We start from the raw sequence: 26,465 nt of genomic DNA, 5'->3' as shown, positions 1-26,465 counted from the left end.
ACAGCCTACGGCGTGCCACGGACCTTGCGGTCGGCGAGGTCCGCGGCATCCGCGTCCTCCTCAGTCGATCGGCTCGATCACGGGGATCGAGGTCGTGATCACCGGCACGGATGCCGACAGGCGCGTGCCGTCCTCGCGGCGGGCGTCGGCGAACTGGCGCAGCGTCGGGCGTCCGCGCAGCAGGGGGCCCTGATCGGCGAGCGGCACGACGACCTCCTCCTCGTCGGTCGCGATGTAGGCGGTGTCGCGGACCGTGAACGGCACCGGAGCGCCGACGCGCACCTGCACCCGCAGCTCGTGGCGGCTGAGGGTGACCTGCAGCGCCGAGCCCTGCCACTGCAGCGGGAACGACAGCGAGGTCCAGTCCGCCGGAAGCCGAGGGTCGAAGCTCAGCTCCCCCGCGTAGTCGCGCATGCCGCCGAAGCCGCACACCAGCGCCGTCCAGACGCCGCCCGCCGAGGCGACGTGAACGCCGTCCGCCGCGTTGTGGTGCAGATCGTGCAGGTCGACGAAGAGCGACTGCCGGAAGTACTGCAGGGCGAGGTCCTGATAGCCGACCTCGGCCGCGAGGATCGACTGCACGACCGCCGACAGCGTGGAGTCGCCGGTGGTCAGCGGGTCGTAGTAGTCGAAGTCGGCCCGCTTCTCCTCCGGCGTGAAGTGGTTGCCCTGCAGGAACAGCGCGAGCACGACATCCGCCTGCTTGAGCACCTGGAAGCGGTAGATCACGAGCGGGTGGAAGTGCAGCAGCAGCGGACGCTGCGAGGCGGGGGTGTGCGCGAGATCCCAGACCTCGCGCTCCAGGAACAGGGAGTCCTGCGGGTGGATGCCGAGTGCCTCGCTGTACGGGATGAACATCGCCTCCGCGGCGCGGTCCCACTCGGCGGCCTCGCCGGGCCCCAGTCCGGTGCGCTCGACGAGTCGCGCGTAGTCCTCGGGGAACGTCTCCTGGATCTCGTGCACGACCTTGGCCGCGTAGCGGAGGTTGTAGCGCGCCATCACGTTCGTGTAGAGGTTGTCGTTCACCACCGTCGTGTACTCGTCGGGACCGGTGACGCCGTGGATGTGGAAGGTCTCCAGCCCCTCGGAGGAGCGCCAGAAGCCGAGCGTCGCCCAGAGCCGCGCCGTCTCGATCGCGATGTCGGCGCCCTCGCGGCGGAGGAACTCCTCGTCGCCGGTGGCGCGCACGTACTTGCCGACGGCGAAGCTGACGTCGGCGTTGATGTGGTACTGCGCGGTGCCGGCCGCGTAATAGGCGGAGGCCTCCTCGCCGTTGATCGTGCGCCACGGGAACAGGGCGCCCGCCTCGTTCAGCTGCATCGCCCTGCGGCGTGCGGCGGGCAGCATGAGCACGCGGGCGCGCAGCGCGTTGCGGGCCCACTGCGGCGAGGTGTAGGTGAGGAACGGCAGGACGTAGATCTCGGTGTCCCAGAAGTAGTGCCCGCTGTAGCCGGAGCCGGACACGCCCTTCGCCGCGACGCCGGTGCCGTCCGCGCGCGCCGACGCCTGGGCCAGCTGCAGCAGGCACCACCGGGTCGCCTGCTGCAGGTCGTCGTGTCCGCCGATCTGCACGTCGCTGCGCGCCCAGAACGCCGCGAGCCACTCCTCCTGGCGGCGGAACTGCGTGTCGATGCCCTCCACGGCGACACGGTCGAGAGAGCGTCGGCAGCGGTCGACCAGCTCACGCGGCGGCACACCCCGCGAGGTGTGATAGCTGACGAGCTTGGTGACGCGGATCGGCACGCCGGCCTTCGCCTGCACGCGGAACACGTTCTTCGCGATGTCGGGCTCGATGAGCGTGCGCGCGTCGTAGTCGTTGTCCGTCTCCACCAGGTGGTCGGCGACGACCGCGATGGTCATCCCCGAGTTTGCGACGCGATACGACAGCGCGGAGCGCAGGCCGTCCTGCCAGTGCTCGCCCGGCTCCAGCACCCGGTCGGCGATCTTCTCGGCCTTGCGCGGGTCGAACCCGGCGCCCTGCGCCGCCGCGGGGGTGCCCGCGTAGACCCCTGCGCCGTCCTGCCGGTTCAGCAGCTGGCAGCTGATCGTGACCGGGGCGTCCGCGTTCTCCACGACGACCTCGAGGCGCAGGATCGCGAGATGACGCTCCTCGAAGCTCACGATGCGCTCATCGCGCATCCGCACGCGCTTGCCCGACGGCGTCTCCCAGACGACGGTGCGCTCCAGCACTCCGGTGCGCATGTCGAGGGTGCGGCGGTACTCCCGCACGTCCGCGTCATCGAAGGAGATCGGCTCGTCGTCGACGTAGACGCGCATGACCTTCGCATCCGGCGCGTTGACGATGGTCTGGCCCACCTCGGCGAAGCCGTAGGCCTGCTCGGCGTGGCGGATCTGCCAGGTCTCGTGCAGGCCGTTGATGAAGGTGCCGTGCTCGTGCGCGCCGCGACCCTCGATGTGGTTGCCGCGCAGGCCCAGGTAGCCGTTGCCAACGCCGAACAGCGTCTCCCCGACGCCGTCCTCGGTGTAGCGCGTCTCGATGAGCCGCCAGGGGTCGACGGGGAAGCGGTCGCGGTCGATCATGCGGTCTCCTCGGAATCGGGGTCGGAGGCGGAGGTGGAGTCTGCGGCGTGCAGGAAGGCGGAGAGGTCGTCGACGACGAGCGTCGCCCCGGCGGCGCGGAGGGCATCGGCGCCGGTGCCGCGGTCCACGCCCACGACCACGGCGAAGCCGGCGGCCGCCGCGGAGGCCGCGCCGGACGTCGCGTCCTCGACGGCCACGCTGCGGGCGGGGTCGACGCCGAGAGCCTCGGCGCCGGCGCGGAACATGTCGGGTGCGGGCTTGGACGCGAGGTGCTCGCGCTCGGCGACGACGCCGTCGACGACGACGCGGAAGAACGAGCGGATGCCGGCGGCCGCCAGCACCTCCTCGGCGTTCTTCGAGCTGGAGACGACCCCGAGCGGGACTCCGGCCGCCTGCAGACGCTCGATCAGCGCCAGCGACCCGGGGAACGGGGCGATGCCCTCGCTCCGCAGCGCGGTCGCGAAGGCGGCGTTCTTGCGGTTGCCGATGCCGCAGATCGTGTCGGCCTCCGGCGGGTCGTCCACGCTCCCCCACGGCACCTCGACGTTTCGGCTGCGCATCAGGCTCGCCACCCCGTCGTAGCGCTTCTTGCCGTCGACGTAGTCGAAGTAGTCCTCGTCCGTGTAGGGCGGCTCGATGTCCCAGCGCGCGAACACCTCATCGAACACCGCCTTCCAGGCGCGCATGTGCACCTCGGCGGTCGGAGTGAGCACGCCGTCCAGGTCGAAGAGCACGCCGTCGGCGGCGAACAGGTCCGGCAGGGTTTCAGGCACAGGGACCTCCGGGAGAAGGGGCGATGGGGTCGGCACCTCTCCGTGCCACTGTGCCAGCGTAGTGCGGAGGCCCTGCGGCAGAAACCCCCTTGCCGCCACCGGTGGGACGGGTCAGAGCATGCCCGCCGTCTGCCGCGCGATCTGAAGCTCCTCATTCGTGGGCACGACCAGCACCTCGACCTTCGACGAGTCCGCGGAGATCCGGCGGATCCCGTTCCCTCGAGCCGCGTTGCGTGCGGCGTCGAGCTCGACGCCGGCGAAGCCGAGGGTCGCCAGCGCCGCTGCCCGCACGAGCGCGGCGTTCTCGCCCACCCCGGCCGTGAACGAGATGACGTCGACGCCGCCGAGCTGGGCGATGTACGCGCCGGCGTATGCGCGCAGCCGATGGACGTACACGTCGAAGGCCAGCGTCGCCGCCGGCTCCCCCGCCTCCACCCCGGCGAGGATGTCGCGCATGTCGCTGCGCCCCGCCAGCCCCTTGAGCCCGCTGCCGGTGTTCAGCAGCGCGTCGAGGTCGTCGATCGAGAGCCCCGCGCGACGCGAGAGGTGCAGGAGCGCCGCCGGGTCGATGTCCCCGGATCGGGTTCCCATCACCAGGCCCTCGAGGGGGGTCAGTCCCATCGACGTCTCCACCGATCGCCCGCCGTCGACGGCGGTCACCGACGCCCCGTTCCCGAGGTGGAACACGATCTGCCTGAGCTCTGAGAGATCGCGGCCCAGGAACGCCGCGGCCGCCGTGCTGACGAACTGGTGGCTGGTGCCGTGGAAGCCGTAACGGCGGACCCGGTGGGCGGCGGCGAGCTCCGCGTCGATGGCATAGGTGTACGCCGACGGCGGCAGCGTCTGATGGAAGGCGGTGTCGAACACCGCGACGTGCGGGACGTCGGGGAACACGGCCTTCGCGGCGACGATGCCGGCCAGGTTCGCGGGGTTGTGCAGGGGCGCCAGCACCGAGAGCTCCGAGATCTGCTCCTCGACCTCGCGCGTGATGAGCGTCGGCGCGAAGAACCGGGACCCGCCGTGCACCACCCGATGACCGACGGCCACCGGCGCATACGCCGCGAGCGAGGGGCCGTGATCGGCGAACTGCTCGAGCATCGCGGCGAACGCCGCCTCGTGGTCGGCGACGGGACGCTCGCTGCGGAACGTGGCGTCGAGCATCGCGACGACGGCATCCGCCTGCGGTTCGGGGCGCACCGTGTGCGAGATCGGGCTGAGGTCCTGGCCGATGCGCTCGATGAGCCCTCCGGCCAGCGGGTACTCGCTCCCGACGTCGATGAGGCTGTACTTCAGCGACGACGACCCGCTGTTGATGACGAGCACCACGCTCATGAGGCGGCTCCCGACTCCTGCGCCTGGATCGCGGTGATCGCGACCGTGTTCACGATGTCGTCGACGAGGGCGCCGCGCGACAGGTCGTTGATCGGCTTGTTGAGGCCCTGCAGGACCGGTCCGATGGCGACGGCGCCGGCGGAGCGCTGCACCGCCTTGTAGGTGTTGTTGCCGGTGTTCAGATCGGGGAACACGAACACCGTGGCGCGGCCGGCCACGGCCGAATCGGGGAGCTTAGCCTTCGCCACGGCGGCATCCGCGGCCGCGTCGTACTGGATCGGCCCCTCGACGAGCAGCTCCGGCGCGCGCTCGTGCACCAGGCCCGTGGCGGCCCTGACCTTGTCGACGTCGGCGCCCGAGCCGGACTCGCCGGTGGAGTACGACAGCATCGCGACCCTGGGCTCGATGCCGAACTGCCGCGCCGTCGCGGCCGAGGAGATGGCGATGTCGGCCAGCTGCTCGCTGGTCGGGTCCGGGATGACCGCGCAGTCGCCGTAGACGAGCACGCGGTCGGCGAGCGCCATCAGGAAGACGCTGGAGACGACCTTCACCCCCGGCTTCGTCTTGATGATCTCGAAAGAGGGGCGGATGGTGTGCGCGGTGGTGTGGGCAGCTCCGGAGACCATGCCGTCGGCCAGCCCGAGATGCACCATCATGGTGCCGAAGTACGACACGTCGGTCACCGTGTCGGCGGCCTGGGCGAGGGTGATGCCCTTGTGTGCGCGCAGGCGCGCGTACTCCGCGGCGAACCGCTCGACGAGCGCCGGGTCGGTGGGGCTGATCACCTGCGCCGCCGTGATGTCGGCGCCCAGCTCGATAGCCCGTGCGCGCACGGCCGGCTCATCCCCCAGGATCGTGAGGTCGGCGACCTCGCGGGCGAGCAGGATGGCTGCGGCGCGGAGGATCCGGTCGTCGTCGCCCTCCGGGAGCACGATCCGGCGGCGGTCCGCGCGCGCCCGCTCGATGAGCCGGTACTCGAACATCAGCGGCGTGACCACGGTGGACTCGGCGAGACCGAGCTGCGTGGTCAGCTCCGCGACGTCGACATGGGCCTGGAACAGGCGGAGCGCCCGGTCGTAGCGGGCGCCGGAATCCGGCGAGACCCGCCCGCGCGCGGCCATCACCCGCACCGCGGTGTCGTAGGTGCCCAGGTCCGTCGCGATGATCGGCACCGTCGAGGCGAAGCCGTCGAGGAGCCGCACGATCGGATCCGGCAGCGGGAAGGGGCCGTTGAGGATGATGCCGGCGATGCGGGGGAAGGTGCCGGAGGCGTCGGCGAGGAGGGTCGCGAGGAGCACCTCCGTGCGGTCGGCGGGGATGATCACGACGGCTTCGCCGGTGAGCCGCGGAAGCACGTTGACCATCGACATGCCGGCGACCACGATGCTGAGGGCCTCCCGGTCCAGACGGTCGGCATCGCCCTTGATCAGGCGCCCGCCGACCGCGGAGAGGATGCCGCGGATCGACGGGGCGACCAGGGCGCGATCCTCCGGTATCGCCCACACCGGCAGGCTCCTGGCCGGACCGGCCGCGGCCACCGCCGCGGTGATCTCGGCGAGGGCGTCGGGATCGGCCCGGTTCACGACGACGGCGAACAGCTCGGCCCGCTCCGCCGCGAGCTCCGCCAGCGCGAGCGCGGCGATCTGCCCGACGGCGGCGGGTGCGCGCGGGGTGGTGGTGCCGAGCTGCTCCGCCTGACGCTGCTGGTCGCGTCCCGACAGAGCGAGCAGCACCGGGACGCCGAGATTCGCCGCGATCCGCGCGTTGAAGCCGAGTTCCGCGGGACTCGCGACGTCCGTGTAGTCGCTGCCGACGATCACGACGGCGCCACATCGGGCCTCGACGGCCTTGAACCTCGCGACGATGGTGGAGAGGGCGCGTTCGGGATCGGCCCGCACGTCGTCGTAGGTGACGCCGATGCAGTCCTCGTAGTCGAGGTGCACGCCGTCGTGGGCGAGCAGAAGCTCGAGCACGTCGTCCCGCTCGGTGACCGACCGGGCGATCGGGCGGAAGACGCCCACGCGCGGCGTGGCCCGCATCAGGGCGTCGAGGACGCCGAGGGCGATCGTCGACTTGCCGGTATGGCCTTCGACCGAGGTGATGTAGATGCTCCGCGCCACGGCCTCAGCTTAGGGCGGCGGGGCACTCGCCGGACAGGGCGTCGACCACCGCCGTCGCATCCTCCAGATAGCGCGCGTAGTAGTCCCGGTCGGTGTTCACCTGCACCCGGTGGATGGCGTGCGAGGGCGGCATCCGCTGCCAGCCCTCGAGCCGGCCGAGCCGCGAGTAGAAGAGGGTCGCGGCTCCCGCGGGGTCCATCCTGGTCTCGACGCTCCCCCACCAGTCCTGCTGCTGGAACAGGCCGATGCTCGTCGTCCGGGAGCCGTCGGGGTTGCGGAACCCGCGCGTCTCCCAGTCTCCGTAGTCGATGTTGTGCAGGCTGCTCTCGCCCATCGCGGTCATCACGCCGAGGATCTGCCCGTCGCGCCCGAAGCCCAGACCCGCCGCCGTCCGCACGATGACGGCCGCGTTCTCCAGCTGGTCGCCCCGCCAGCCCTGGACACCGGCCGCGGGGAACGTCGCCGGCTCCGCGGCGCAGTACTCGGCGCGGTCCTGTGCCAGGCCGAGCGGGATCATCACCGCGAGTCCGGCGAGCGTCGCGACGGCGGCCGCCGAGACGCCGATCCGCGTCAGCATCCGTCGCCGCTGCGCCCGCCGCCTCGCCCGCTGACGGGACGTGGACCTCCGCTTCCGCGGGGCCGCGCGGCGCCGCCGACGCCGGGGTGTCACGGCCGGGTGCTCCCGACCCGGCGCGGGCGCCGGCCGGCGAAGGCGGCGAGCGCGCCGCCCACCGCGCCGAACAGGTGAGCCTGCCAGGAGATGCCCTCGCGGACGCCGACGACTCCCGCCAGCATGGAGCCTCCGTACAGGCTGATGACGATGACGGCGATGACGGCGTAGAGGATGCGGTGCGAGACGCGACCCGGCGCGAAGACCCGCAGAACCACATAGCCGAAGTAGCCGAAGACGAGGCCGGAGGCTCCGACCGTGAGCGCGCCCGGCGCGTTCACGAGCCAGGTGCCCGCGCCGCCCACGATCGCGGTGATCGCCGTCACCGCCCAGAAGCGGCGGGCGCCTTCGACCGCGACCAGGCAGCCGAGCACGAGGAACGGCACCGAGTTGGCGATGAGGTGCGCCCAGCCGGCATGCAGCAGGGGTGCGAGGACGATGCCGCCGAGCCCGCCGAGATCCCAGGACCGCAGCCCGAACCCGGTGAAGGAGCCGGGCAGCACGGCATCCGCGGCCTGGATGATCCACATCGCCGCCAGCAGCAGCACCGGCGACGCGAAGCGGCCGAGTGCGGAAGGACGCGGGGATCCCGCAGCGGAGGTGGTCACGTCATGATCCTGGCAGGGCTCCCTCGGAGAACGCTCAGATCGCCGGATGCCGGCCCGAGGGCAAAAGAAATGACCCTCCGCGCACCCAGCAGAGCCCGGTTACCCTTGCTGCGTTTCCGCCCTGGGGGAATTGGCCTGGATGCCGCCACGCGGAGAGCCGTCGTCCAGTCTACCCCGAGAGCGGCACGACCCGTGCACCCGTCCCCGACTCCGCGCCGACGACGAGGACGCGTCGCGCGGGCGCCTCCCGGATCCTGCCGACCACGCGGACCAGGTCGGCGTCATCGATCAGCGCGGCCGCGTCGGCCGCCCGCCAGACGCTCACCCTCGCCCCTGTCTCGGAGCGGAGCCGCGAGGCGAGGGCCTCGGCATCGCCCGCCGAGACGAGTACGATGCGCTCGACCCGCGCTGCGGATCCCCCGTCGGCCGCGGCGAGCCGTCGGTCCCGCCGCCAGATCGCAAAATGATAGGCGGACACCAGCAGCGTCGCGCTGAGGAGTCCGAGCGGCGCCCTGATGAGCTCGATGAGGCCGCCGACGCCGGAGAGCAGAGCCTCGAAGAGGCGGTACCCGATCAGCAGCGCGGTGACGAGCGCGACGATCGCGCTCGCTCCGAACACCACCACGAGGTACACCCGCCGTCCGGGAGAAGCAGCATCCGCGGCCGTCACTCCTCGTTCCGGCCGCCATGCCGCCCACCACGCGGGAGCGCCGACGACGATGGCGCTGACGCCCCCGAGGAGCAGCGTGCGGTGGCCTCCCAGCAGAGAGGCTCCGATGCTCGCGAGCAGCGCGTTCACGACGACGCCGACACCGCTCGCAGCGCCGAGAAGGGCGACCCCGGCGACGGCCAGCCGGGCGGCCGCGAGCACCGTGGCTGAGCGCGCCACGAGCGCCTGCGCGTGGAACGCCCAGACGATGCCGCCGACCGATGACGCGGCGAGAGCGGTATCGAGCGGGGCGAGCGCCTCCGCGACCGGCGCGTCAGCGGTGAGCAGGCGCAGCATCACGAACCAGATCGTGCCCAGCGCGAAAAGCGCGGTGGCGGCAGAAGCGGTGATCACTACGACGAGCACCACCGAGCCGAACGCGGTCGCCGCGCCGTCCGCCCGACGGTCGCGCCGCTGCCACCACCAGACCGCCGCTCCGCTCGCGCACCAGACGAGGGATTGCAGCACGGGAACGAACCAGGGGCCGGTGCCGACGGCGACCCGGGCTACATCCGCGAAGGCTTCCGCGAAGACCCCGGAAAGCGCTCCGACCGCTCCCCCCGCGGCGACGATCAGTCCGTAGAGGATCGCCATCTCCGTCGCCACGCCCGGGAGCCTGGTCGGTGCGGAGGCGCGTCCCCTCAGCATCCCACGGTGCCACAGCAGGACGGGAAGCCATACGATCGCCGTCGCCACCTGGTCCGGCCGCCACACTCCGTCGACCGCGGACGCGACGGCGGAGGCCGCGGCCGTGACGGAGACGACCAGGGCCACGACGGTCATCACCATCACGTACAGCGCCCAGAGCAGCGACGCACGCTCCGCCGGGTCGGTGAGGCTGCGTCGCTGCCACCACCACAGGGCGGCGGCGCTTGGCGTTCCCACGAGCGTGAGCGCGAGCGCGAGCGCGAGACCCGCCCGGTCATCGACGACGGTCGTCCCGGTATCCAGTGCCCTCTCCAGGAGGCCGGACAGCCCTGACGCCGCGATCGACACGAGCGCGAGGAGCAGGACGAGGACGACCAGCCGGCGCATCATCGCGGCGATCACCGGATGCCGCCTTCCTCGCAGACTGCGAACTGCCACGGTGCCGTCTCGATGAGCCACGCGCCGCCCTCGCGCCGGAGGCCGAAGACCTCTTCGCTGCTGTACTCCTCGGGACCGAACGGCCCGGAGGAGTACACCTCCGAGATGATCACCTCGACGCGCGCCGAATCGCCGCGCTCGGTGGACTCGACGAGAGCTACGCGGTAGTCGTCTCGGCCCTGCACGATCCGCTCGCACTCCTCCGCGTCCTCGGGAACGAGGAGCCCGAGAGCGACATCGAGATCGCCGTCCACGACCGCCTGCGCATAGACCTGCACCGCGCGTTCGGGCGAGCCCTCCGGGTACGTCGCGGTGCCCCGTCCCGCGACGATCACGCCGACCGCCGCGATGACGAGCAGACCCGCGGCGGCGGTCACGCCGATCAGCGCGGCCCGCGCGGTCCGCCGCCGCGGTCCGCGGTCCCCAGCATCCGCTTCTTCGCTCATGCGTCCATCGTGCGCTGATCCGTCCAGCCGGATAGGGCCCTTGGTCCCCCCTGAATTGTTACGATCGGACGCGTGAGGCCGCACCGACGCGCCGATCTCTCCGGAGGACCACCATGACCGACATCACCGCAGTCGACGCGGCGCCCGCCCCGATCACGGCCGAGCAGTTCGCCGCAGAGACATCGGCGATCCTCGGCTCCGTCGGCCAGGTCATCGACGGCAAGCCGGACGCCGTGCGCAGTGCGCTGGTCTGCCTTCTCGCCGAGGGGCACCTGCTCATCGAGGACGTCCCCGGCGTCGGCAAGACGATGCTCGCGCGCGCACTCGCCGCGAGCGTCGACGCGACGGTCCGGCGCATCCAGTTCACACCCGACCTGCTCCCCGGAGACGTCACCGGCGTCTCGGTGTACAACCCCGTCGACCGCGAGTTCGAGTTCAAGCGCGGCGCGGTCTTCGCCCACATCGTCATCGCGGACGAGATCAACCGGTCATCGCCGAAGACGCAGTCGGCGCTGCTGGAGGCCATGGAGGAGCGGCAGGTCACGGTCGACGGCGCCTCGCACCCGCTCCCGGAGCCCTTCCTCGTCGTCGCGACGCAGAACCCTCTGGAGATGGAGGGGACCTACGCGCTCCCCGAGGCGCAGCGCGACCGGTTCATGATGCGCATCTCGATGGGATACCCGGATGCCGCCGCCGAGGCGCTCATGCTGCGTCAGCGCGACGTGGTCAACCCGCTCGCGGCGGTGACGGCGGTGACCGACGCCTCGGCGGTGACGAGCCTCATCGCGTGGGCGCGCTCGGTGCACGTCGCGCCGGCGATCGAGGAGTACACGGTCGCCCTCGCGCAGGCGACGCGCGCCGACCCGAACCTGCACCTCGGCGCGAGCCCGCGGGCGACGCTGCAGCTGATCAGGGCCGCGAAGGTGTGGGCGGCACTCGACGGCCGGGACTTCGTGATCCCGGATGACGTCACCGCCCTGCTCATCCCCGTGCTCGCGCATCGTCTGCTCCCCGCACGGGGTGCCCACCGCGCGGGCGCGCAGCCCGTCGAGTCCGCCCTCCGGCAGATCGTGGAGCGCGTCCGCGTCCCCGTCGCCGCGCGCTCCTGAGCGGAGCCCGATGCGTCCCCGCCGAGCCCTCACCGCCCGCGGCACCGGCACGCTCCTGGCCGGGCTCGGCTGCATCGTCGCGGCGAACCTCGTCGGGGCGTCGATCCTCGTCTATGTCGGCATCCTGCTCCTCGCGCTGACCGTCGTCGCGCTGATCGTCGTGCGGCTGCCGCGGCGCACCGGCACCGTGGCCAGGCAGATCTCCACCGACCTGCTCACGGTCTCGGAGACGTCGCGGGTGTCCGTGCGGTTCGGCCTCCGGGCGATCCGGGTGCCGCACGGGCTGTGGCGGGACGTGCTGCCCGACGCGGTGTCCGGCGACGCCGCCGGCGAGTACCCGCCGGAGTCGGGGCAGCTGAGCTATCTCATCACCGGTGTGCGGCGAGGGGTCTGGCCGATCGGGCCCCTGATGCTGCGGACGGTGGATCCGTTCGGCCTCGCCCAGCGCGAGCAGGCGTTCGGCGAGACCCGCACGGTGACCGTGGTGCCCGAGGTGTTCGCGCTCGCTCCCCTCACGGTCAGGGTGGGGGCCGCCGGCGGCACGGCGCACACCTCGTCCAGCAGGCTCGGTCAGGGCGCCGACAACCTCTCGCCGCGGCGGTATGTCCCCGGCGACTCGATGCGCCGCATCCACTGGAGGGCGACCGCGCACCGCGGTCAGCTGATGGTCCGTCAGGAGGAGGAGGAGTCAAGCCCGGACGCGCTCGTCGTCTTCGACCGGAGCGCCGCGCACTGGTCCGCGCCCGGCGAGGAGGCGGATGCCGCGTTCGAGACCGCGGTCTCGCTGTGCGCCTCGGTGGCGGTGCACCTCGTGCAGGAGGGGTACGGGGTCGACGTCATCGACAGCGCCGGGAACGCGCTGGGCACGCTGCGGGGACACGAGGACGACAGGGACGGGCTGCTCGTCGCGCTGGCGATGATCACGCCCCGCGGGGATTCCCGCGACCTGAACTCGCTGATCGGCGGCACGCCGCCGGGGCCCCTCGTGTACATCACCGGCACGATCGACGAGGAGGATGCCGCGCTGCTGCGCCCGTCCGGCGCCGCCGCCCCGATGCTCTTCGCCACCGACCCGCGGCCGGGGGCCGCCGAGGCCGCCGAGCAGCACGGCTGGCGGACGGCGGTGCTCGCCGGCGACGTCGCCGAGGCGTGGGAGGACGCCCTCCCGGAACGGATCGGCGTTCAGCCGTACGGTGGGCAGGGGGCGGGCGATGGCGCGCTCTGACCGCCAGGCGCGGATGCCGGCGCCGATCACCTGGCACGCGGACCGCGACGAGCCGGACAACCATGCCGCGGCCGCCGCGATCGCCGCAGCGGCCTCCCTGGTCGCGATGTGGCCGTACACCTCCGTGATCGCGCCGGGCTCCTGGTCCTTCGCCGTGCTCTCCGTGATCGTCGTCACCGCGATCGCCGGCTTCGGCACGCGCCTGCTGCTGCGGTACCGCTCCCGGTGGGCGCGCGAGCTGGTCACGCTCGGAGTCCAGGTCGCCGCGACGACCGGTGCTCTCACGCAGCTCGTCGCCGGAGACACCGCGATCCTCGGCGTCGTCCCGACGCCGACCACCGTGCTCGCCTTCCAGACGCTGTCCGCGTCGGCCTGGGAGGAGATCGCCTTCGGCACCGCTCCGCTGGAGGCGACGCCGGGGCTGCGCGCCGTGCTGGGCCTCGGATTCGCCGTGGTCGCGATCCTCATCGACCAGCTCGTCGCGACCCGGGGTGCGGTGCTCGCCGCGATCCTCACCGCCGTGATCGGCTCGGTGCCCATGATCGTCACCCTCGGGGAGGCGAACGTCGTGTGGTTCGTGCTGCTCGGCGGGGTGCTGCTCCTGCTGTTCCGGTTCACCGCACGCCGGCATCCGGAGGCTCCGAGACGGTCCTCGGCCGCCCTCGCCTCCGGTGTCGGCATCGCCGCGATGCTCGCGGCGGTCGTCGTCGCACCTGCGCTCCCCGTCTCGGCGAGTCTCACGGGGACCGGAGTCGGCGTGACGGTCGACGCCTCCCTGCGCCTGGGCGACGACCTCCGTCAGCCGAACCCGGTGGAGGTGCTCACGGTGGCGACCGCCGAGGACACCGCGCCGTACCTGCGGCTGACGACCCTGTCGCAGTTCGACGGGCGGGTCTGGCGTCCCGATCGCGGGGAGCTGCAGGAGCAGAGCGAGGGCTTCGGACCAGACGAGTGGGGAGCGGACATCGCCACGTCCGAGGAGAGCACGTCGATCCGGGTGGTCCGGATGTCGAGCTCCTGGCTGCCGGTGCCGTACCCGGCGACCGGCATCCAGGGCGTCACCGCGACGTGGCGGCTGTCGCCGGAGAATCGCACGGTGGTGTCCCGATCCGCCGACGCGGTGGGCAGCGACTACACCGTGGCGTCGCTCGAGGTGACGCCGACGCTCGAGCAGATCCGCGCGATCGAGGTGGCCGCCCCGCTGGCGGACCCGGATGCCGACCCGGTCGAGCTGCCCGCCGTCATCGCGAGCACCGCGGCCGAGGTCACCGCACAGGCCGAGACCGACTACGACCGCCTGATCGCACTGCAGTCCTGGTTCCGCAACGGGTTCCGGTATTCGCTGGACACACCGGTGGAGGAGGGCTTCGACGGCACGGGAGCCGAGGCCGTCGCGCGGTTCCTGGAAGCCCGGTCCGGCTACTGCGTGCATTTCGCCGGTGCCTTCGCGCTGATGGCCGAGAGCCTGGGGATGCAGGTCCGCATCGTGGTGGGGTACCTTCCCGGCACGATCACCGAGGAGAGGCGCGGCGACGACAACGTGTTCTCCGTCTCGAGCGATCAGCTGCACTCCTGGCCGGAGGTGCTCTTCCCCGGCGTCGGCTGGGTCCCGTTCGAGCCGACAGCATCCCTCGGCGTACCGACCGCCTTCGCCGCGTCGACCGCGACCGGCGGACCGGGAGGTGCGCCGGTCACCCCTGTGCCGACGTCGACCCCAGGGGCCGAGCAGACCACCGGTCCCGAGATCGACCGCGGCGACGACACCGGAGACGCCGGGGCGGGTGCGCCGCTGCGCCGGCTCGACCCCGCCCCGGTCCTGCTCGCGACTCTCGGGACGCTGTTCGTGCTCGCGCTTCCTGCCGTGATCCGCATCCTGGTGCGAGCGAGGCGCCGTGGGCGCGCACGTCGGGGCGACGCCGGAGCGGCCTGGACGGAGCTGCGCGCGACGATGCTCGACCTGGAGCTGCCGGTCTCGGATGCCGACTCCCCGAGGAGTCGCGGCGCCCTCCTCGTCACCGAGGGCAGGGCGGATGCCGACGCGATGCGCGCCCTCACCGACGCCGTGGAGCGGGCGAACTATGCCAGGACGGGTGGGGACGCGGGCGATCTCACCGCCGCGCTCGACGGAGTCCTCCGCGAGCTGCGCCGGAGCGTGGACCGGCCGACCCGGCTGCGCGCGCTGCTGCTCCCCCGGTCGCTTTTCGCCGGCCGGGGTGCGGACGCGCCGCTGCTCGCCTGAGCCCCAGGACGTGCGGGGTGCTCAGACGGCTGGGATCGCGTGGGCTGCGCAGGCGACGGCGACGCAGTCCTCGCAGACGACCGACTGGGTCTGGCAGGAACGGTCAGGGCAGTTCGCCGTGCGATTGGTCGCGGCGCCGCATCCCGCGCACACGCCGATGACGGCCGCATGATCGGAGAAATCCAGGGAGCGGCGCTTGTCGAAGACGTAGAGGGAGCCCTCCCAGAGTCCGTCGTCACCGTACTTCTCGCCGTAGCGGACGATGCCGCCCTCGAGCTGGTAGACCTCGCCGAAACCGCGCGCCGTCATCAGGCTGGAGAGCACCTCGCAGCGGATGCCGCCGGTGCAGTAGGTCACCACCGGCTTGCCCTTGAGGTCGTCGTAGGCGCCGGAGTCGAGGAGGCGCACGAAGTCGCGCGTGGTCTCGGTGTCGGGGACCACCGCGCCCCGGAAACGGCCGATCTGCGCCTCGAGCGCATTGCGCCCGTCGAAGAAGACGACCTCGTCGCCGCGCTCGTCGATGAGCTCGTGCAGCGCCTCCGGTGTGAGGCGGGTACCGCCGCCGACGACGCCGTGCTCGTCGACGCGGAGCTCGCCCGGGGCGCCGAACGAGACGATCTCCTCGCGCACCTTGACGCTGAGCCTGGGGAAGTCGAGGCTGCGCCCGTCGGCATCCACGCCGGTGCCCTCGCTCCACTTGATGTCGGCGTGCTTGAACGGCGCGTACTCCCGGAACCGTCGCACCCACTTCTTGAGGGCGAGCACGTCGCCGCCGAGGGTGCCGTTGATGCCGTCCTTGGAGATCAGCAGGCGTCCGCGCAGACCCAGCGACTCCCCGAGGTCGCGCTGCCAGAGCCGGATGGCCTCGGGGTCGGCGAGCGGGGTGAAGACGTAGAACAGGACGATCTTGGGTGTTGCCACCGAAGAATCCTACGTCGTGGGCAGCAGGGCGATCAGCGGGTTCGTGTCCTCGGGGTCGACGATCACGGCGGAGATCTCCTCGAGGGGGAGCACGGGGAACCGAGACACGGCGCCGATCTTCTCGGCGCTGCCGAGCGCGTAGACCTCGGCGCTCCGCGCCGCGAGCGCCCGCTTCGTCACCGCGTCGTCGAGCACGCCGGTGGTGAGACCGTGCTCCGGATCGATGCCCGTCGCCCCGAGGAAGAAGGCGTCGGCGCCGAGACGCGCGACGGCCTCCTGCGCCAGGGCACCCCCGGAGACGGCGGAGTGGCGGCTCAGCTCTCCGCCGACGAGGATGATGCGCGCCGCCGAGTGCTCCATCGCGGCGAGCGCGACCGCGGGGCTCGGCGTGATCACCGTGAGGTCGGCGCCGTGCGGCAGCATCCGCGCCATGGCGAGGGTCGTCGTGCCCGCGTCCAACACGATGACGGATGCCGGCCGGATGAGCGCGCACGCGGCGCGGGCGACCCGCTCCTTGCTGTCGGTCGCGACGGTGAGGCGCTGCTGCACGGGCGCCTCGGCGGCCGGCACCGGAAGCGCGCCGCCGTACACGCGCACGCAGAGCCCGGCGTCCGCCAGCTCGCGCAGGTCGCGGCGGATGGAGTCCTCGGAGACGCCGAGTTCCATCGCGACGGTCTTGGCGACGACGCGACCCTCCGCCGCGAGGACGGCGAGGAGGTGATCCTTGCGCTGCGCTCCGAGCATTCTCACTTCTTCCTGTTATTGCACGTTCTTGCATGGTTAACGCTACAGTGTCCGACATGAACAAGCCACTCCTCATCCTCATCGCCGGCCCGTACCGCTCGGGCACCGACGGCGACGCCGCCGCGATCGCTCGCAACCTCGAGCGCCTGGAGGCCGCCGCCGCTCCTCTGCATCGGCTCGGCCATGTGCCGATGATCGGCGAGTGGGTGGCGCTGCCGACCCTCCGGGGTCTCGACGCCGGGGAGGCCGCCGCCGGGGACGTCATGTACGAGACCGCGGCCCGGCTGCTGCAGCACTGCGACGCCGTGCTGCGCCTCCCCGGAGACTCGACCGGGGCCGACGAGGATGTGCGCATCGCGCACGAGCGAGGGCTCCCGGTGTGGTTCTCGCTCGAGGAGGTCCCGGCGGCCTGAACGACGCCGCTCCCCCGGATGCCACTCTGCCCGGTGAAACGCGAAAGGGGCCCCGCTTCGCGAGGCCCCTTTCACATCTGGCGGTGACGGCGGGATTCGAACCCGCGGTTGCTTGCACAACACACGCTTTCCAAGCGTGCTCCTTCGGCCGCTCGGACACGTCACCAGGGAACAACCTGACCATCCTATCCGATCGGCGGAGCACCAAGTGACAGAGGCTCGCCTCCTCGGGCGGAGATCGCACGCTCGGGCTGAGGTTCTCGCCGGAATCGTCCTCCCGAACCGGGTTCCTCCTCCCGAATGCGGACCGGCGCGACGGCCGCTCAGCCCCCGAGCGTCACCCCGTAGCTCAGCGAGCCGGGAGTCGACGGCAGCCGGTGCATCCCGAGCCGCTCGTAGAACGCCGCCGCGCCGGCGTTCCTCGGGTTCATGCCGAGGTGCAGCCCCGGCACCCCGCGACGGGTGAGCTCGGCGAACAGGGTCTCGATGAGCCGGCGGCCGAGACCCTGCCCCTGCGTCTCCGGCAGCAGATCGATGTGCAGGTGAGCGGGGTACTCGTCGGCGTTCGGCTCGATCCCCGGCCCGCGGGCGTAGGCGTACTCGGTCATCCGCTCCTCGACCGTGGCGGGGTCGGCGGGGCGCGGGTGGCGCTCGGCGAACCGCGGCCACCAGACGTCGTGGAACCAGCCGTAGAAGGCATCGGTGTCGTCGGTCGCGACGATGTAGCCGATCACTCGCTCGTCATCCGCCTCCACGACCCAGGCCAGATCCGGATGCCGTTCGACGTACGGGACTGCGAAGATGTCGCCCCAGAGGGTGTCATCGGAGACGAGGCCGGTCGCGTCGTTCCCGGCATCCGCCGTCTTCACGCACACCTCGTACAGCGCGGCGCGGTCGGACGGACGGTACGGACGGATGCGGGACACGGCTACTCCTCGGCGCGGGCGGGCTCGCTCCAGCCTACCGACGGCGACGCACCCGGGCCTCTGCCCTGCACCCACGGCAGCAGCCAGGCCGCCAGGAGCAGCACCGCGCCCGCCCCGGCCAGCGCTCCGCCGACGGTGTCCGACGCCCAGTGCACGGAGAGCAGCGTGCGCGAGTAGGCCATCGCGACGATCCAGGCGGTGGCGGCGAGCGCGGTCCACAGCCGGGGGAACAGCACCCACACGATCACCGCGACGGTCGCCGCGTTCGCGACGTGCCCCGAGGGGAACGACCCGAAATCGCTGGCCACCAGCATGTCGTCCGGTCGCGCGCGCCCGAAGACGTGCTTGAGCACCTGCACGAAGGCCGCGCTCGCGATCATGGCGAGCGCGGCGAACACCGCGGAGCGCCATCGCCGGGCCAGCAGGAAGAAGACGATGACGATCGGCGCCACCACGAAGATCGTGAGCCGGCTTCCGCCGATGCTGTTCATCACGTGCGCGAAGGCGAGCAGCGCATCGGTCCGGTGGCTGGCGACGGTGGTGTTCCACCAGCGGTCGACGGCCGGGCCGTCGGCGAACCCGAGGACCACCAGTGCGCCGAGAGCCGTCGCCGCGAGCAGGAGCCCGGTGCCCCACCACAGCAATGCGCGCCTGTCCATCGCCCCATTCTGTCCGATGGATCCTGTGGGATCAGGGAGCGAGCATCCCGACGGTGCGCGGACGCACGATCAGCCAGAGCGACAGCAGCCCGATGGCGGCACAGCCAGCCATGACCGACGCCATCGTCGTCGCGGTGATCCCGGCGTCCTTCGAGACCCAGCCGACCACCGGGGAGATGAGCCCGGCGACGCCGAAGTTGGTCGCCCCGAGGACGGATGCCGCCGTGCCCGCCGCCTTGCCGTGACGGTCGAGCGCCAGCACCTGGACGTTCGGGAAGGTGAAGCCGCAGGCGGTCATGAAGACGAACAGCGGGACGATCGTGCCCCAGAGGCCGAGTCCCAGCTGATCGGTGACGATGATCGCGATGCCGGCGGCGAGCAGCACGGCGGTCGAGTAGGCCATCACCCACTGCGGGCCGAAGCGCGCGGCGAGGCGGGAGGCGAACTGCACCCCCGCCACCACGCCGAGCGAGTTCACGGCGAACAGGAGGCCGTACTGCTGGGCATCCAGGCCGTGCGTCTGCTGGAAGAGGAACGGGGAGGCGGAGAGGTAGGAGAACAGTCCGGAGAACGTCATGCCGCCGATGATGAGCACGCCGATGAAGACCCGGTCGGAGAACACCGAGCGGTAGCGCTGCAGCACGGTGGCGCCGCCGCGCTCCTGCCGCCGGGCGACCGGCAGGGTCTCCGGGATGAATGCGATCGCGGACACCAGCATCACCACGCCGTACACGGCCAGCACCGCGAAGATCCCGCGCCAGGGCATGAGCGTGAGCAGCCAGGAGCCGATCAGCGGCGCCACCACCGGTGCGACGCCGGAGACGAGGGCGAGGCGCGAGAGCATCACGACCAGTCGCCTGCCGCCGAAGAGGTCGCGCACGATCGCCATCGCGACGACGCCGCCGGCGGCGGCGCCGACGCCCATCAGCACGCGGGCGCCGCTCAGCAGCGGGAGGTTCGGGGCCAGCGCGGCTGCGGTGCTCGCGAGGACGTGCAGGGCGGTGACGGCGATGAGCGGGAAGCGGCGCCCCACCTTGTCGCTGAGCGGGCCGACGACCAGCTGTCCGAGGGCGAAGCCGATCATGGTGCCGGTGAGGGTCAGCTGGATCGCTGCGGCCGTGGTCTCGAAGTCCCGCTCGAGGATGGGGAAGGCGGGCAGGTACAGGTCGATCGTGAACGGACCGAGGGCCGTGAGCGCCCCGAGCAGCACGATGTAGAGGATGCGGCGCCCGGTGGAGATCGAGTCTCCGGGGTGCAGCATGATCGGCGCGGTCTCCGGGTTCGACCCGAGCGTGCGGATCGCTCCGGTCGAGGAGGGCACGCGGATGCTCCCGGTCGCCGTGCGCTCCGGGTGGGCGACGATCGGAGTGGAATCGGTACGGGGCGCGTCGGGCACGACGATCCTTCCGGAGTTCGGGGGAGGTCCGGCCGCAGAGCTCGAATCGTTTCGATCAGGCCGGAAGGACCATGATACAGCCTGCGCCCCCGCAGATTCCAACGTTGAAAGGTCAGAAACGCACCCCCAGGAGGCCCCGGAGATGCGTTTCTGACCTTTCGTGCGGCTCAGCCGGCGATTCGAGCGAGCGCCTGCTCGAGATCCGCGATGAGGTCGGCGACGTCCTCGATGCCCACCGACAGCCGCACCACGTTCTCCGGGACCGCGAGCGCGGTGCCCCGGACCGAGGCGTGGGTCATGTCCGGCGGGTAGCCGATGAGGGACTCCACCCCGCCGAGCGACTCGGCGAGCTGGAAGATGCGCGTCGACTCCGCGAACGAGCGGGCCGCATCCGGGCCGGCGCTGAGGGCGAGCGACAGCATCCCCCCGAAACCGCTCATCTGCCGGGCGGCGATGTCGTGACCCGGGTGCGTGGCGAGTCCCGGGTAGAACACCGTCTCGAACTCCGGCCGCGCGGCCGCCCACTCGGCGATCGCCTGGGCGTTCTCGGAGTGCTGGCGCACGCGCACCGCGAGGGTCTTGATGCCGCGGGTGGTCAGCCAGGCGTCGAGCGGGGCGCTGACCGCGCCCACGGCGAACTGCTGGAACTTGATCTGCTCGTGGTAGCGGTCGTCTCCGAAGACGACGGCGCCGCCGAGCACGTCGGAGTGCCCGCCGAGGTACTTCGTCGTCGAGTGCACGATGAGGTCCGCGCCGAGCGCGAGAGGCTGCTGCAGCGCCGGCGAGGCGAAGGTGTTGTCCACCACGGCGAGCGCGCCCGCCGCGTGTGCGATCTCGGCGATGGCTGCGATGTCGACGATCTTCAGGAGCGGGTTGCTGGGCGTCTCGACCCAGACGATCCTCGTCTCCGGACGGATCGCGGCCCGGACGGCATCCGCGTCGGAGAGCTCGACCGTCGTCGTCTCGATGCCCCAGGGTGCGAGCACCTTCGTCAGCAGCCGGTACGTGCCGCCGTAGACGTCGTTGCCCAGGACCACGTGGTCGCCCGGTTTCAGGACGGCACGAAGGAGCGCGTCCTCCGCGGCCAGCCCGGATGCGAAGGACAGCGCGTGCGCTCCGCCCTCGAGCGCGGCCAGCTGCACCTCGAGCGCGGTGCGCGTCGGGTTGCCTGAGCGGTTGTACTCGTACCCCTCGCGAAGACCCCCGATGCCGTCCTGCACATGCGTGGAGACCTGGTGGATCGGCGGGATGATCGAGCCCGTGGTCGGGTCGGGGGCTTGTCCCGCATGGATGGCGCGGGTGGCGAAGGCGTGATCGGACATGTCCCTCAGCCTACGTCCGCGCGCGCAGCGGCGGCCGCCCCTGTTACACCCGCGGTCAGCGCGAGAGGTATCCCAGCAGATCCTGGCGGGTCAGCACCGTGTGCGGCTTGCCGTCCTCCGTGACCAGCAGGGCGTCGACGTCGGCGAGCGCGGCGCGCGCCTGAGCGACCGGCGCATGGATGCCGATCAGCGGCAGCCGCTCCCCCACATGCGCGCCCACGGCATCCGTCGGCTTCGCCTCGCCCCGGAACAGCAGGTCGAGCAGGCCCTTCTCGTCGACGGCGCCGACCACCTCCCCCATCATCACCGGCGGCTCCGCGCTGAGCACGACGAGCTGGGAGACGTCGAACTCCGACATCACCGAGATCGCCTCGAGCACGGTCTCGGCGGGGTGCACATGGACGAGGTCGGGGATGCCGCGGGAAGACCGCGCGGCGAGCACGTCGGCCACTGTCTCGCCCTCGTCGATGTCGCTGAATCCGTAGGAGCGCATCCAGCCGTCGTTGAAGATCTTGCTGAGATAGCCGCGCCCGCCGTCAGGCAGCAGCACCACCATGACGGCATCCGCGGGCAGGTCCTTCGCGACGCGCAGCGCGCCGACGACCGCCATGCCGCTGGAGCCGCCGACGAGGGTGCCCTCCTCACGGGCGAGGCGGCGGGTCATCGCGAACGCCTCGGCGTCGCTCACCGCCACGATCTCGTGCGGCACGGACGGGTCGTACGCGCCCGGCCAGATGTCCTCCCCGACGCCCTCGACGAGGTACGGCCGCCCGGTGCCGCCGCTGTACACGCTGCCCTCGGGGTCGACGCCGACGATGTGCACGCGCTCCTCGGAGACCTCGCGCAGGTAGCGGCCGGTGCCGGTGATCGTGCCGCCGGTGCCGACGCCGGCGACGAAGTGCGTGACCTTCCCGTCGGTGTCGCGCCAGATCTCCGGACCGGTCGTCTCGTAGTGGCTGCGCGGTCCGTTCTGGTTCTCGTACTGATTCGGCTTGTAGGCCCCGGGGATCTCCCGCACGAGACGGTCGCTGACGCTGTAGTACGACTCGGGACTGTCCGCCGCGACGGACGTGGGCGTGACGACCACATCGGCGCCGTACGCCCTGAGCACGTCGATCTTGTCCTCGCCGACCTTGTCCGGGAGCACGAAGACGCACCGGTAGCCGCGCTGCTGAGCGACCAGCGCCAAGCCGACCCCGGTGTTGCCGCTGGTCGGCTCGACGATCGTGCCGCCCGGCTTCAGCTCCCCCGAGGCCTCCGCTGCGTCGATGATCCGCGCGGCGATGCGGTCTTTGGCCGATCCGCCGGGGTTGAGGTACTCGAGCTTGACGAGCACGGTGCACGCGACGCCCTCGGTGACGTGGTGGAGTTTCACGAGGGGCGTGTCGCCGACGAGGTCGACGATGGAGTCTGCGTACTTCATGGTCCCAGCGTAAGCGCGCGGATGCCGCGGCGGGGGCTTGTTGCCCTTCGCCGCGGCATCCGGCGCACTAGCCCTTCGTGGACCCTGCCAGCAGACCGCGCACGAAGTAGCGCTGCAGGGAGAAGAACACGATCAGCGGGATGATGATCGACACGAAGGCGCCCGCCGTGAGGAGGTACCACCCCTCGCCGCGTCCGGTGATCTCTGCCAGCACCTTCGTGATCGGGGCCACCGGCCCGTCGGCGAACACGAGGGCGACGAGGAGGTCGTTCCACACCCAGAGGAACTGGAAGATGGCGACCGAGGCGATCGCCGGCATCGTCAGCGGCAGCACCACGCGGAAGAAGATCTGTCCGCGGGAGGCGCCGTCGACGCGCGCAGCCTCGATGATCTCGCCGGGGATCTCCGACATGAAGTTGTGCAGCAGGTAGATCGCCAGCGGCAGCGCGAACATCGTGTGCGCGAACCACACCTGCGCGTACGCCTGGGAGACGCCGAGCCCCAGTGTCACCTGAAGCCCGAAGAGGTTGATGCCCTTCGAGAACGAGGTGAGCAGGGGCACGAGTGCCATCTGGATCGGCACGATCTGCAGGGCGAACACGAAGATGAACAGCGCGTTGCGGCCTTTGAAGTCGATCCACGCGAACGCGTACGCCGCCATCGAGGCGATCATCAGCGGGATCAGCGTGGCCGGGATCGTGATCGCGATCGAGTTGACGAACGACTCCAGGATCGTCAGCTGGGTCGTGCCGGACTCCAGGACGGCCGCGTAGTTGTCGAGCGTGAACTGCGGGTTCGCGAAGATCGTCCACCAGCCCGAGGTGTCGATCGCGTCACGCGGCCGGAGCGACGAGATGAACAGGCCGAGGGTCGGCACCGTCCACAGGAACGCGATCACGATCGACGCGATGGACGCCCACGGTCGGCTGAGTCGCTTGCGGGCGCGTCCGGCGGAGGCGTCGAGCCGTCCGCCGGTGGTGATCGCGCGGGTGCTCTGGGAATCGGTCGTGACGCTCATCGGATCTCCCGCTGCTTCTTGATCTGGCGTGCGTTGTAGATGACGATCGGCAGCACCAGGAGGAACAGGATGACGGACAGTGCGGCGCTGCGCCCGGCCTCGAACTTCGAGAACTGGGTGTACATCTCGTTCGCGAGCACCGAGGTGCCGTAGTTTCCTCCGGTCATCGTGCGCACGATGTCGAAGACCTTCAGCGAGGCGATCGAGATCGTCGTGAGCACGACGATCAGCGCCGGGCGGATGGACGGCACGGTCACCGACCAGAACCGCTCCCACGCGTTCGCGCCGTCGAGTTCGGCTGCCTCGAGGAGCTCCGCGGGGACGCCCTTGATGGAGGCGGAGAGCACGACCATCGCGAATCCGGTCTGCACCCAGATCAGCACCACGATGAGCGCGAGGTTGTTCCACGGTCCGTCGAGGAGGAACTGCTGAGGCCTGCCGCCGAACCAGACGAGGATCTGGTTGAGCAGGCCGATCTGTTCCTCACCGGGGCCGCGGTAGGCGTACATGAACCGCCAGATGATGCTCGCACCGACGAACGAGATCGCCATCGGCATGAAGACGAGCACCTTGTAGATCTTCTCGCCGCGGGTGCGGTCGATGAACACGGCGTAGGCGAGGCCGACCAGGGTCGACACCGTCGGCACGAGGAGCACCCACACGATGGTGTTGATCACGGAGGTGATGCCGTCGGACTGGGTGAAGATCCAGGTGTAGTTGGCGAGGCCGACGAACTCCTTGCCCGTCGAGTTCCAGAACGATGCATAGACGGTCTGAAGCGACGGGAGGATGAGGCCGACCAGCAGCAGCAGCATGGCCGGGGCCATGAAAGCGATGAGCTGGATGAGGTACCCCGCGCCGTCGCGGGAGCGGTAGTCCAGGAAGAAGAACAGCGCGCCTACGGCGACGGCGACTCCCATGGCCCAGTAGTAGGAATTGAAGAACCACATCACGGCAAGCGGGATCAGCACGCACATGGCCAGCCGGATGCCGGTGTAGACGGCTCCCTTGCGTGGCGCGATGTCCACGAGCAGCAGGATCACGGCGACGACGATCGCGAAGGCGATGACGACGGCAACGGCCTGCAGGACCGGTGGGAGCATCCCGATCCATTGGAAGAACAGAGTCGCGTTCACGGATTCCCCTTCATGACTCGGAGCGGATAGCGGTGCGCGCGGCCATGCGCGCACCGGAGGAGAAGGTGGGCCGCCCTGCGCGGGCGGCCCACCTCCGCGATCACTCCGCCGGCCAGCCGGTCTCGATCTGGGTGAGCACCTCGTCGGTGGAGGTGCCGTTGACCCAGGCGACCATGCCCTTCCAGAACGTGCCGGCACCCACGGCACCGGGCATCAGGTCGCTCGCGTCGAAGCGGAACGTCGTCTCCGGGTCCTGCAGGATCTTGATGGTCTCCTGGAGGATCGGGTCCTTGGCGCTCTCCGGGTCGAGTCCGTTGTTGGCCGAGGTGACTCCACCGAGGCTCACCCGCTTGTTCGCCCACTCCGGGCTGGAGAGGTACTCGAGCACCTTCTGGGTCGCCTCGGAGTCGGTGAACGCACCGACGATCTCGCCACCACCGGTGACCGTCGTCTCGCCCTCGGTCTCACCCGGGAGGATGAAGGCCCAGACATCGCCGTCCTCGGAGACGTCGGTGCCCTCGGGGAAGAAGCCGGAGAGGAACGACGCCTGGTGCGTCATGGCGCACTCGCCGGACGCGACCTTGGGCGCGACATCGCCGAATGCCGTGGAGTTGATCGATCGCACATCGCCGAAGCCCGCATTGACGTAGGCCGGGTTGAGCAGAAGCTCGCCCACCGAGTCGAACGCCTGCTTGATCTCCGGGTCGGTGAACGGCACCTCTCCGGCCGCCCACTGGTCGTAGACCTCGGTCCCCGCCTGGCGCAGGACGTAGTCCTCGACCCAGTCCGTTCCGGGCCAGCCGGTGGCCACGCCGGACTCGAAGCCGGCGCACCACGGGGCAGCGCCGGTCTTGGCCTGGATGTCGGCGGTGAGCGCGTTCAGCTCGTCGAGCGTCTTCGGGACCTCGACGCCCCACTCGGCGAACTTCGCCGGCGAATACCAGATCCAGCCCTTGACGCTCGCCATCAGCGGCGCGCCGTAGAACGTGCCGTCGACAGTGCCGTAGTTCACCCAGTCCTCGGTCCAGTACTCCTTCGCGTTGTTCGCGACGGCCTCGGGAGCCGGCTTCAGGAAGTCGCGCGAGGCGAAGTCCGCGAGCAGACCCGGCTGCGGGAAGATCGCGATGTCCGGCGGGTTGCCGCCCTGCGCACGCGTGCCGAGCTGCGCTTCGAAGTCCTGGCTGCCCTCGTACTTGATCTCGATGCCGTTCTCCTCGGACCAGTCGGCCCAGGTCTCCTGCAGGAGTTCGGCTTCACCCTCGACGATCGTGCCGTAGATCGTCACGGTGCTGCTCTCGCCGCCGCCTCCGCCGCCTCCGCCGGGTGCTCCGGGAGCACCGCAGCCCGCGAGCGCGATGCCGGCGGCACCCAGGACGGCGAGCGGCACCAGCCGCCGGGAACGCTGTGACAGAACCATGTGGATTCTCCTCTTCGAGTACACGGCTGTCCCTCCTCCGATGCCACCCCTCGGCATCGTTCGGGAACCGATTCCAGGCCAACCTACTGGCCCGGACCTCCCCCGCACAATGGTCTAGGATCACAACCTCGCATCCTTCGGGACGCTCGGGTCCCGCGTGATGGGAGCGCTCCCTGAGCTGTTTTGTGGAACCGGTTCCCTTCCGGATGCCGAAAGGCTACGCTGACATCGG

Annotated in this window: 22 protein-coding genes, 1 tRNA gene and 1 other RNA gene; 4 read left to right on the top strand and 20 right to left on the bottom strand. The window is 71.0% G+C overall.

The window, feature by feature from the left end:
• Positions 1–60 precede the first annotated feature (60 nt).
• The 9 genes from G6G98_RS15140 to G6G98_RS15100 all read right to left on the bottom strand — a co-directional run bounded on the left by G6G98_RS15140 (position 61) and on the right by G6G98_RS15100 (position 10,285).
• A complete protein-coding gene (locus G6G98_RS15140; RefSeq protein ID WP_067354559.1) occupies positions 61–2,541 on the bottom strand; it encodes a glycoside hydrolase family 65 protein in 2,481 nt (826 codons plus the stop codon).
• Positions 2,538–3,314 carry a beta-phosphoglucomutase family hydrolase gene (locus G6G98_RS15135; protein WP_164234411.1) on the bottom strand — a complete coding sequence of 259 codons (777 nt, stop codon included), beginning with the start codon at positions 3,312–3,314 and terminating at the stop codon, positions 2,538–2,540. Before G6G98_RS15135 ends, G6G98_RS15140 begins: the two co-directional genes overlap by 4 nt.
• 111 nt (positions 3,315–3,425) lie before the next feature.
• Positions 3,426–4,646: an acetate/propionate family kinase gene (locus tag G6G98_RS15130; protein WP_164234410.1), complete on the bottom strand. Its 1,221-nt coding sequence runs from the start codon at positions 4,644–4,646 to the stop codon at positions 3,426–3,428.
• The gene (gene pta, locus G6G98_RS15125; RefSeq protein ID WP_164234409.1) at positions 4,643–6,766 is read right to left on the bottom strand and encodes a phosphate acetyltransferase; all 2,124 of its coding nucleotides are present in this window, start codon (positions 6,764–6,766) and stop codon (positions 4,643–4,645) included. Before pta ends, G6G98_RS15130 begins: the two co-directional genes overlap by 4 nt.
• Positions 6,767–6,770: 4 nt before the next feature.
• Complete coding sequence (locus G6G98_RS15120) at positions 6,771–7,343, bottom strand: hypothetical protein (RefSeq protein WP_067354547.1); 573 nt, start codon at positions 7,341–7,343, stop codon at positions 6,771–6,773.
• A gap of 89 nt (positions 7,344–7,432) precedes the next feature.
• Positions 7,433–8,044, bottom strand: coding sequence for a rhomboid family intramembrane serine protease (locus tag G6G98_RS15115; RefSeq protein ID WP_243842146.1), 612 nt, complete (start codon positions 8,042–8,044; stop codon positions 7,433–7,435).
• A gap of 65 nt (positions 8,045–8,109) precedes the next feature.
• Positions 8,110–8,206, bottom strand: an RNA gene (ffs, locus tag G6G98_RS15110) — signal recognition particle sRNA small type.
• 7 nt (positions 8,207–8,213) lie between these two features.
• Positions 8,214–9,839 carry a DUF5671 domain-containing protein gene (locus G6G98_RS15105; protein ID WP_164234408.1) on the bottom strand — a complete coding sequence of 542 codons (1,626 nt, stop codon included), beginning with the start codon at positions 9,837–9,839 and terminating at the stop codon, positions 8,214–8,216.
• Positions 9,800–10,285: a hypothetical protein gene (locus tag G6G98_RS15100; protein WP_164234407.1), complete on the bottom strand. Its 486-nt coding sequence runs from the start codon at positions 10,283–10,285 to the stop codon at positions 9,800–9,802. The genes G6G98_RS15105 and G6G98_RS15100 overlap by 40 nt, the downstream gene beginning before the upstream one ends.
• 113 nt (positions 10,286–10,398) lie before the next feature.
• Here G6G98_RS15100 and G6G98_RS15095 point away from each other — a divergent pair, with 113 nt between their 5' ends.
• The 3 genes from G6G98_RS15095 to G6G98_RS15085 are packed head-to-tail and all read left to right on the top strand — an operon-like array spanning position 10,399 to position 14,858.
• A complete protein-coding gene (locus G6G98_RS15095) occupies positions 10,399–11,394 on the top strand; it encodes an AAA family ATPase (RefSeq protein ID WP_164234406.1) in 996 nt (331 codons plus the stop codon).
• Between the two features lie 10 nt (positions 11,395–11,404).
• Positions 11,405–12,619 (top strand): DUF58 domain-containing protein, encoded by a 1,215-nt coding sequence (locus tag G6G98_RS15090; protein WP_067354539.1) that lies wholly within the window; start codon positions 11,405–11,407, stop codon positions 12,617–12,619.
• Positions 12,606–14,858 carry a transglutaminaseTgpA domain-containing protein gene (locus tag G6G98_RS15085; protein ID WP_067355142.1) on the top strand — a complete coding sequence of 751 codons (2,253 nt, stop codon included), beginning with the start codon at positions 12,606–12,608 and terminating at the stop codon, positions 14,856–14,858. The genes G6G98_RS15090 and G6G98_RS15085 overlap by 14 nt, the downstream gene beginning before the upstream one ends.
• 21 nt (positions 14,859–14,879) lie before the next feature.
• Here G6G98_RS15085 and G6G98_RS15080 read toward each other — a convergent pair whose 3' ends face one another.
• Together G6G98_RS15080 and G6G98_RS15075 are read right to left on the bottom strand one after the other, a co-directional pair.
• Positions 14,880–15,779 carry a rhodanese-related sulfurtransferase gene (locus tag G6G98_RS15080; RefSeq protein ID WP_067354536.1) on the bottom strand — a complete coding sequence of 300 codons (900 nt, stop codon included), beginning with the start codon at positions 15,777–15,779 and terminating at the stop codon, positions 14,880–14,882.
• Positions 15,780–15,788: 9 nt separating this feature from the next.
• Complete coding sequence (locus G6G98_RS15075; RefSeq protein ID WP_067354533.1) at positions 15,789–16,523, bottom strand: DeoR/GlpR family DNA-binding transcription regulator; 735 nt, start codon at positions 16,521–16,523, stop codon at positions 15,789–15,791.
• 56 nt (positions 16,524–16,579) lie between these two features.
• Between G6G98_RS15075 and G6G98_RS15070 the strand changes: the two genes are divergently transcribed.
• Positions 16,580–16,936, top strand: coding sequence for a DUF4406 domain-containing protein (locus G6G98_RS15070; RefSeq protein WP_067355140.1), 357 nt, complete (start codon positions 16,580–16,582; stop codon positions 16,934–16,936).
• Between the two features lie 78 nt (positions 16,937–17,014).
• Here G6G98_RS15070 and G6G98_RS15065 read toward each other — a convergent pair.
• The 9 genes from G6G98_RS15065 to G6G98_RS15025 form a co-directional block, all read right to left on the bottom strand.
• Positions 17,015–17,102 (bottom strand) — tRNA-Ser (locus tag G6G98_RS15065).
• Positions 17,103–17,259: 157 nt separating this feature from the next.
• Positions 17,260–17,862 carry a GNAT family N-acetyltransferase gene (locus tag G6G98_RS15060; protein ID WP_067354529.1) on the bottom strand — a complete coding sequence of 201 codons (603 nt, stop codon included), beginning with the start codon at positions 17,860–17,862 and terminating at the stop codon, positions 17,260–17,262.
• A 2-nt stretch (positions 17,863–17,864) separates the two neighbouring features.
• Complete coding sequence (locus G6G98_RS15055) at positions 17,865–18,521, bottom strand: phosphatase PAP2 family protein (protein WP_067354527.1); 657 nt, start codon at positions 18,519–18,521, stop codon at positions 17,865–17,867.
• Positions 18,522–18,552: 31 nt separating this feature from the next.
• Complete coding sequence (locus tag G6G98_RS15050; protein ID WP_432207078.1) at positions 18,553–19,917, bottom strand: multidrug effflux MFS transporter; 1,365 nt, start codon at positions 19,915–19,917, stop codon at positions 18,553–18,555.
• Positions 19,918–20,084: 167 nt separating this feature from the next.
• A complete protein-coding gene (locus G6G98_RS15045) occupies positions 20,085–21,239 on the bottom strand; it encodes a cystathionine gamma-synthase (RefSeq protein ID WP_067354524.1) in 1,155 nt (384 codons plus the stop codon).
• Between the two features lie 55 nt (positions 21,240–21,294).
• On the bottom strand, positions 21,295–22,662 hold the full coding sequence (locus tag G6G98_RS15040; protein ID WP_164234405.1) for a cystathionine beta-synthase: 1,368 nt from the start codon (positions 22,660–22,662) through the stop codon (positions 21,295–21,297).
• 67 nt (positions 22,663–22,729) lie between these two features.
• Positions 22,730–23,680, bottom strand: a complete 951-nt coding sequence (locus tag G6G98_RS15035) for a carbohydrate ABC transporter permease (RefSeq protein ID WP_067354518.1) — start codon at positions 23,678–23,680, stop codon at positions 22,730–22,732.
• Positions 23,677–24,816: a carbohydrate ABC transporter permease gene (locus G6G98_RS15030; protein ID WP_243842145.1), complete on the bottom strand. Its 1,140-nt coding sequence runs from the start codon at positions 24,814–24,816 to the stop codon at positions 23,677–23,679. Before G6G98_RS15030 ends, G6G98_RS15035 begins: the two co-directional genes overlap by 4 nt.
• Positions 24,817–24,916: 100 nt before the next feature.
• Complete coding sequence (locus G6G98_RS15025) at positions 24,917–26,233, bottom strand: ABC transporter substrate-binding protein (protein ID WP_067354512.1); 1,317 nt, start codon at positions 26,231–26,233, stop codon at positions 24,917–24,919.
• Positions 26,234–26,465: the final 232 nt, after the last annotated feature.

Origin of the sequence: Microbacterium hydrocarbonoxydans (genome assembly GCF_011752045.1) — a bacterium.
In the GTDB taxonomy this organism is placed as follows: domain Bacteria; phylum Actinomycetota; class Actinomycetes; order Actinomycetales; family Microbacteriaceae; genus Microbacterium.
This window is presented reverse-complemented; position numbering and strand designations above follow the sequence as displayed.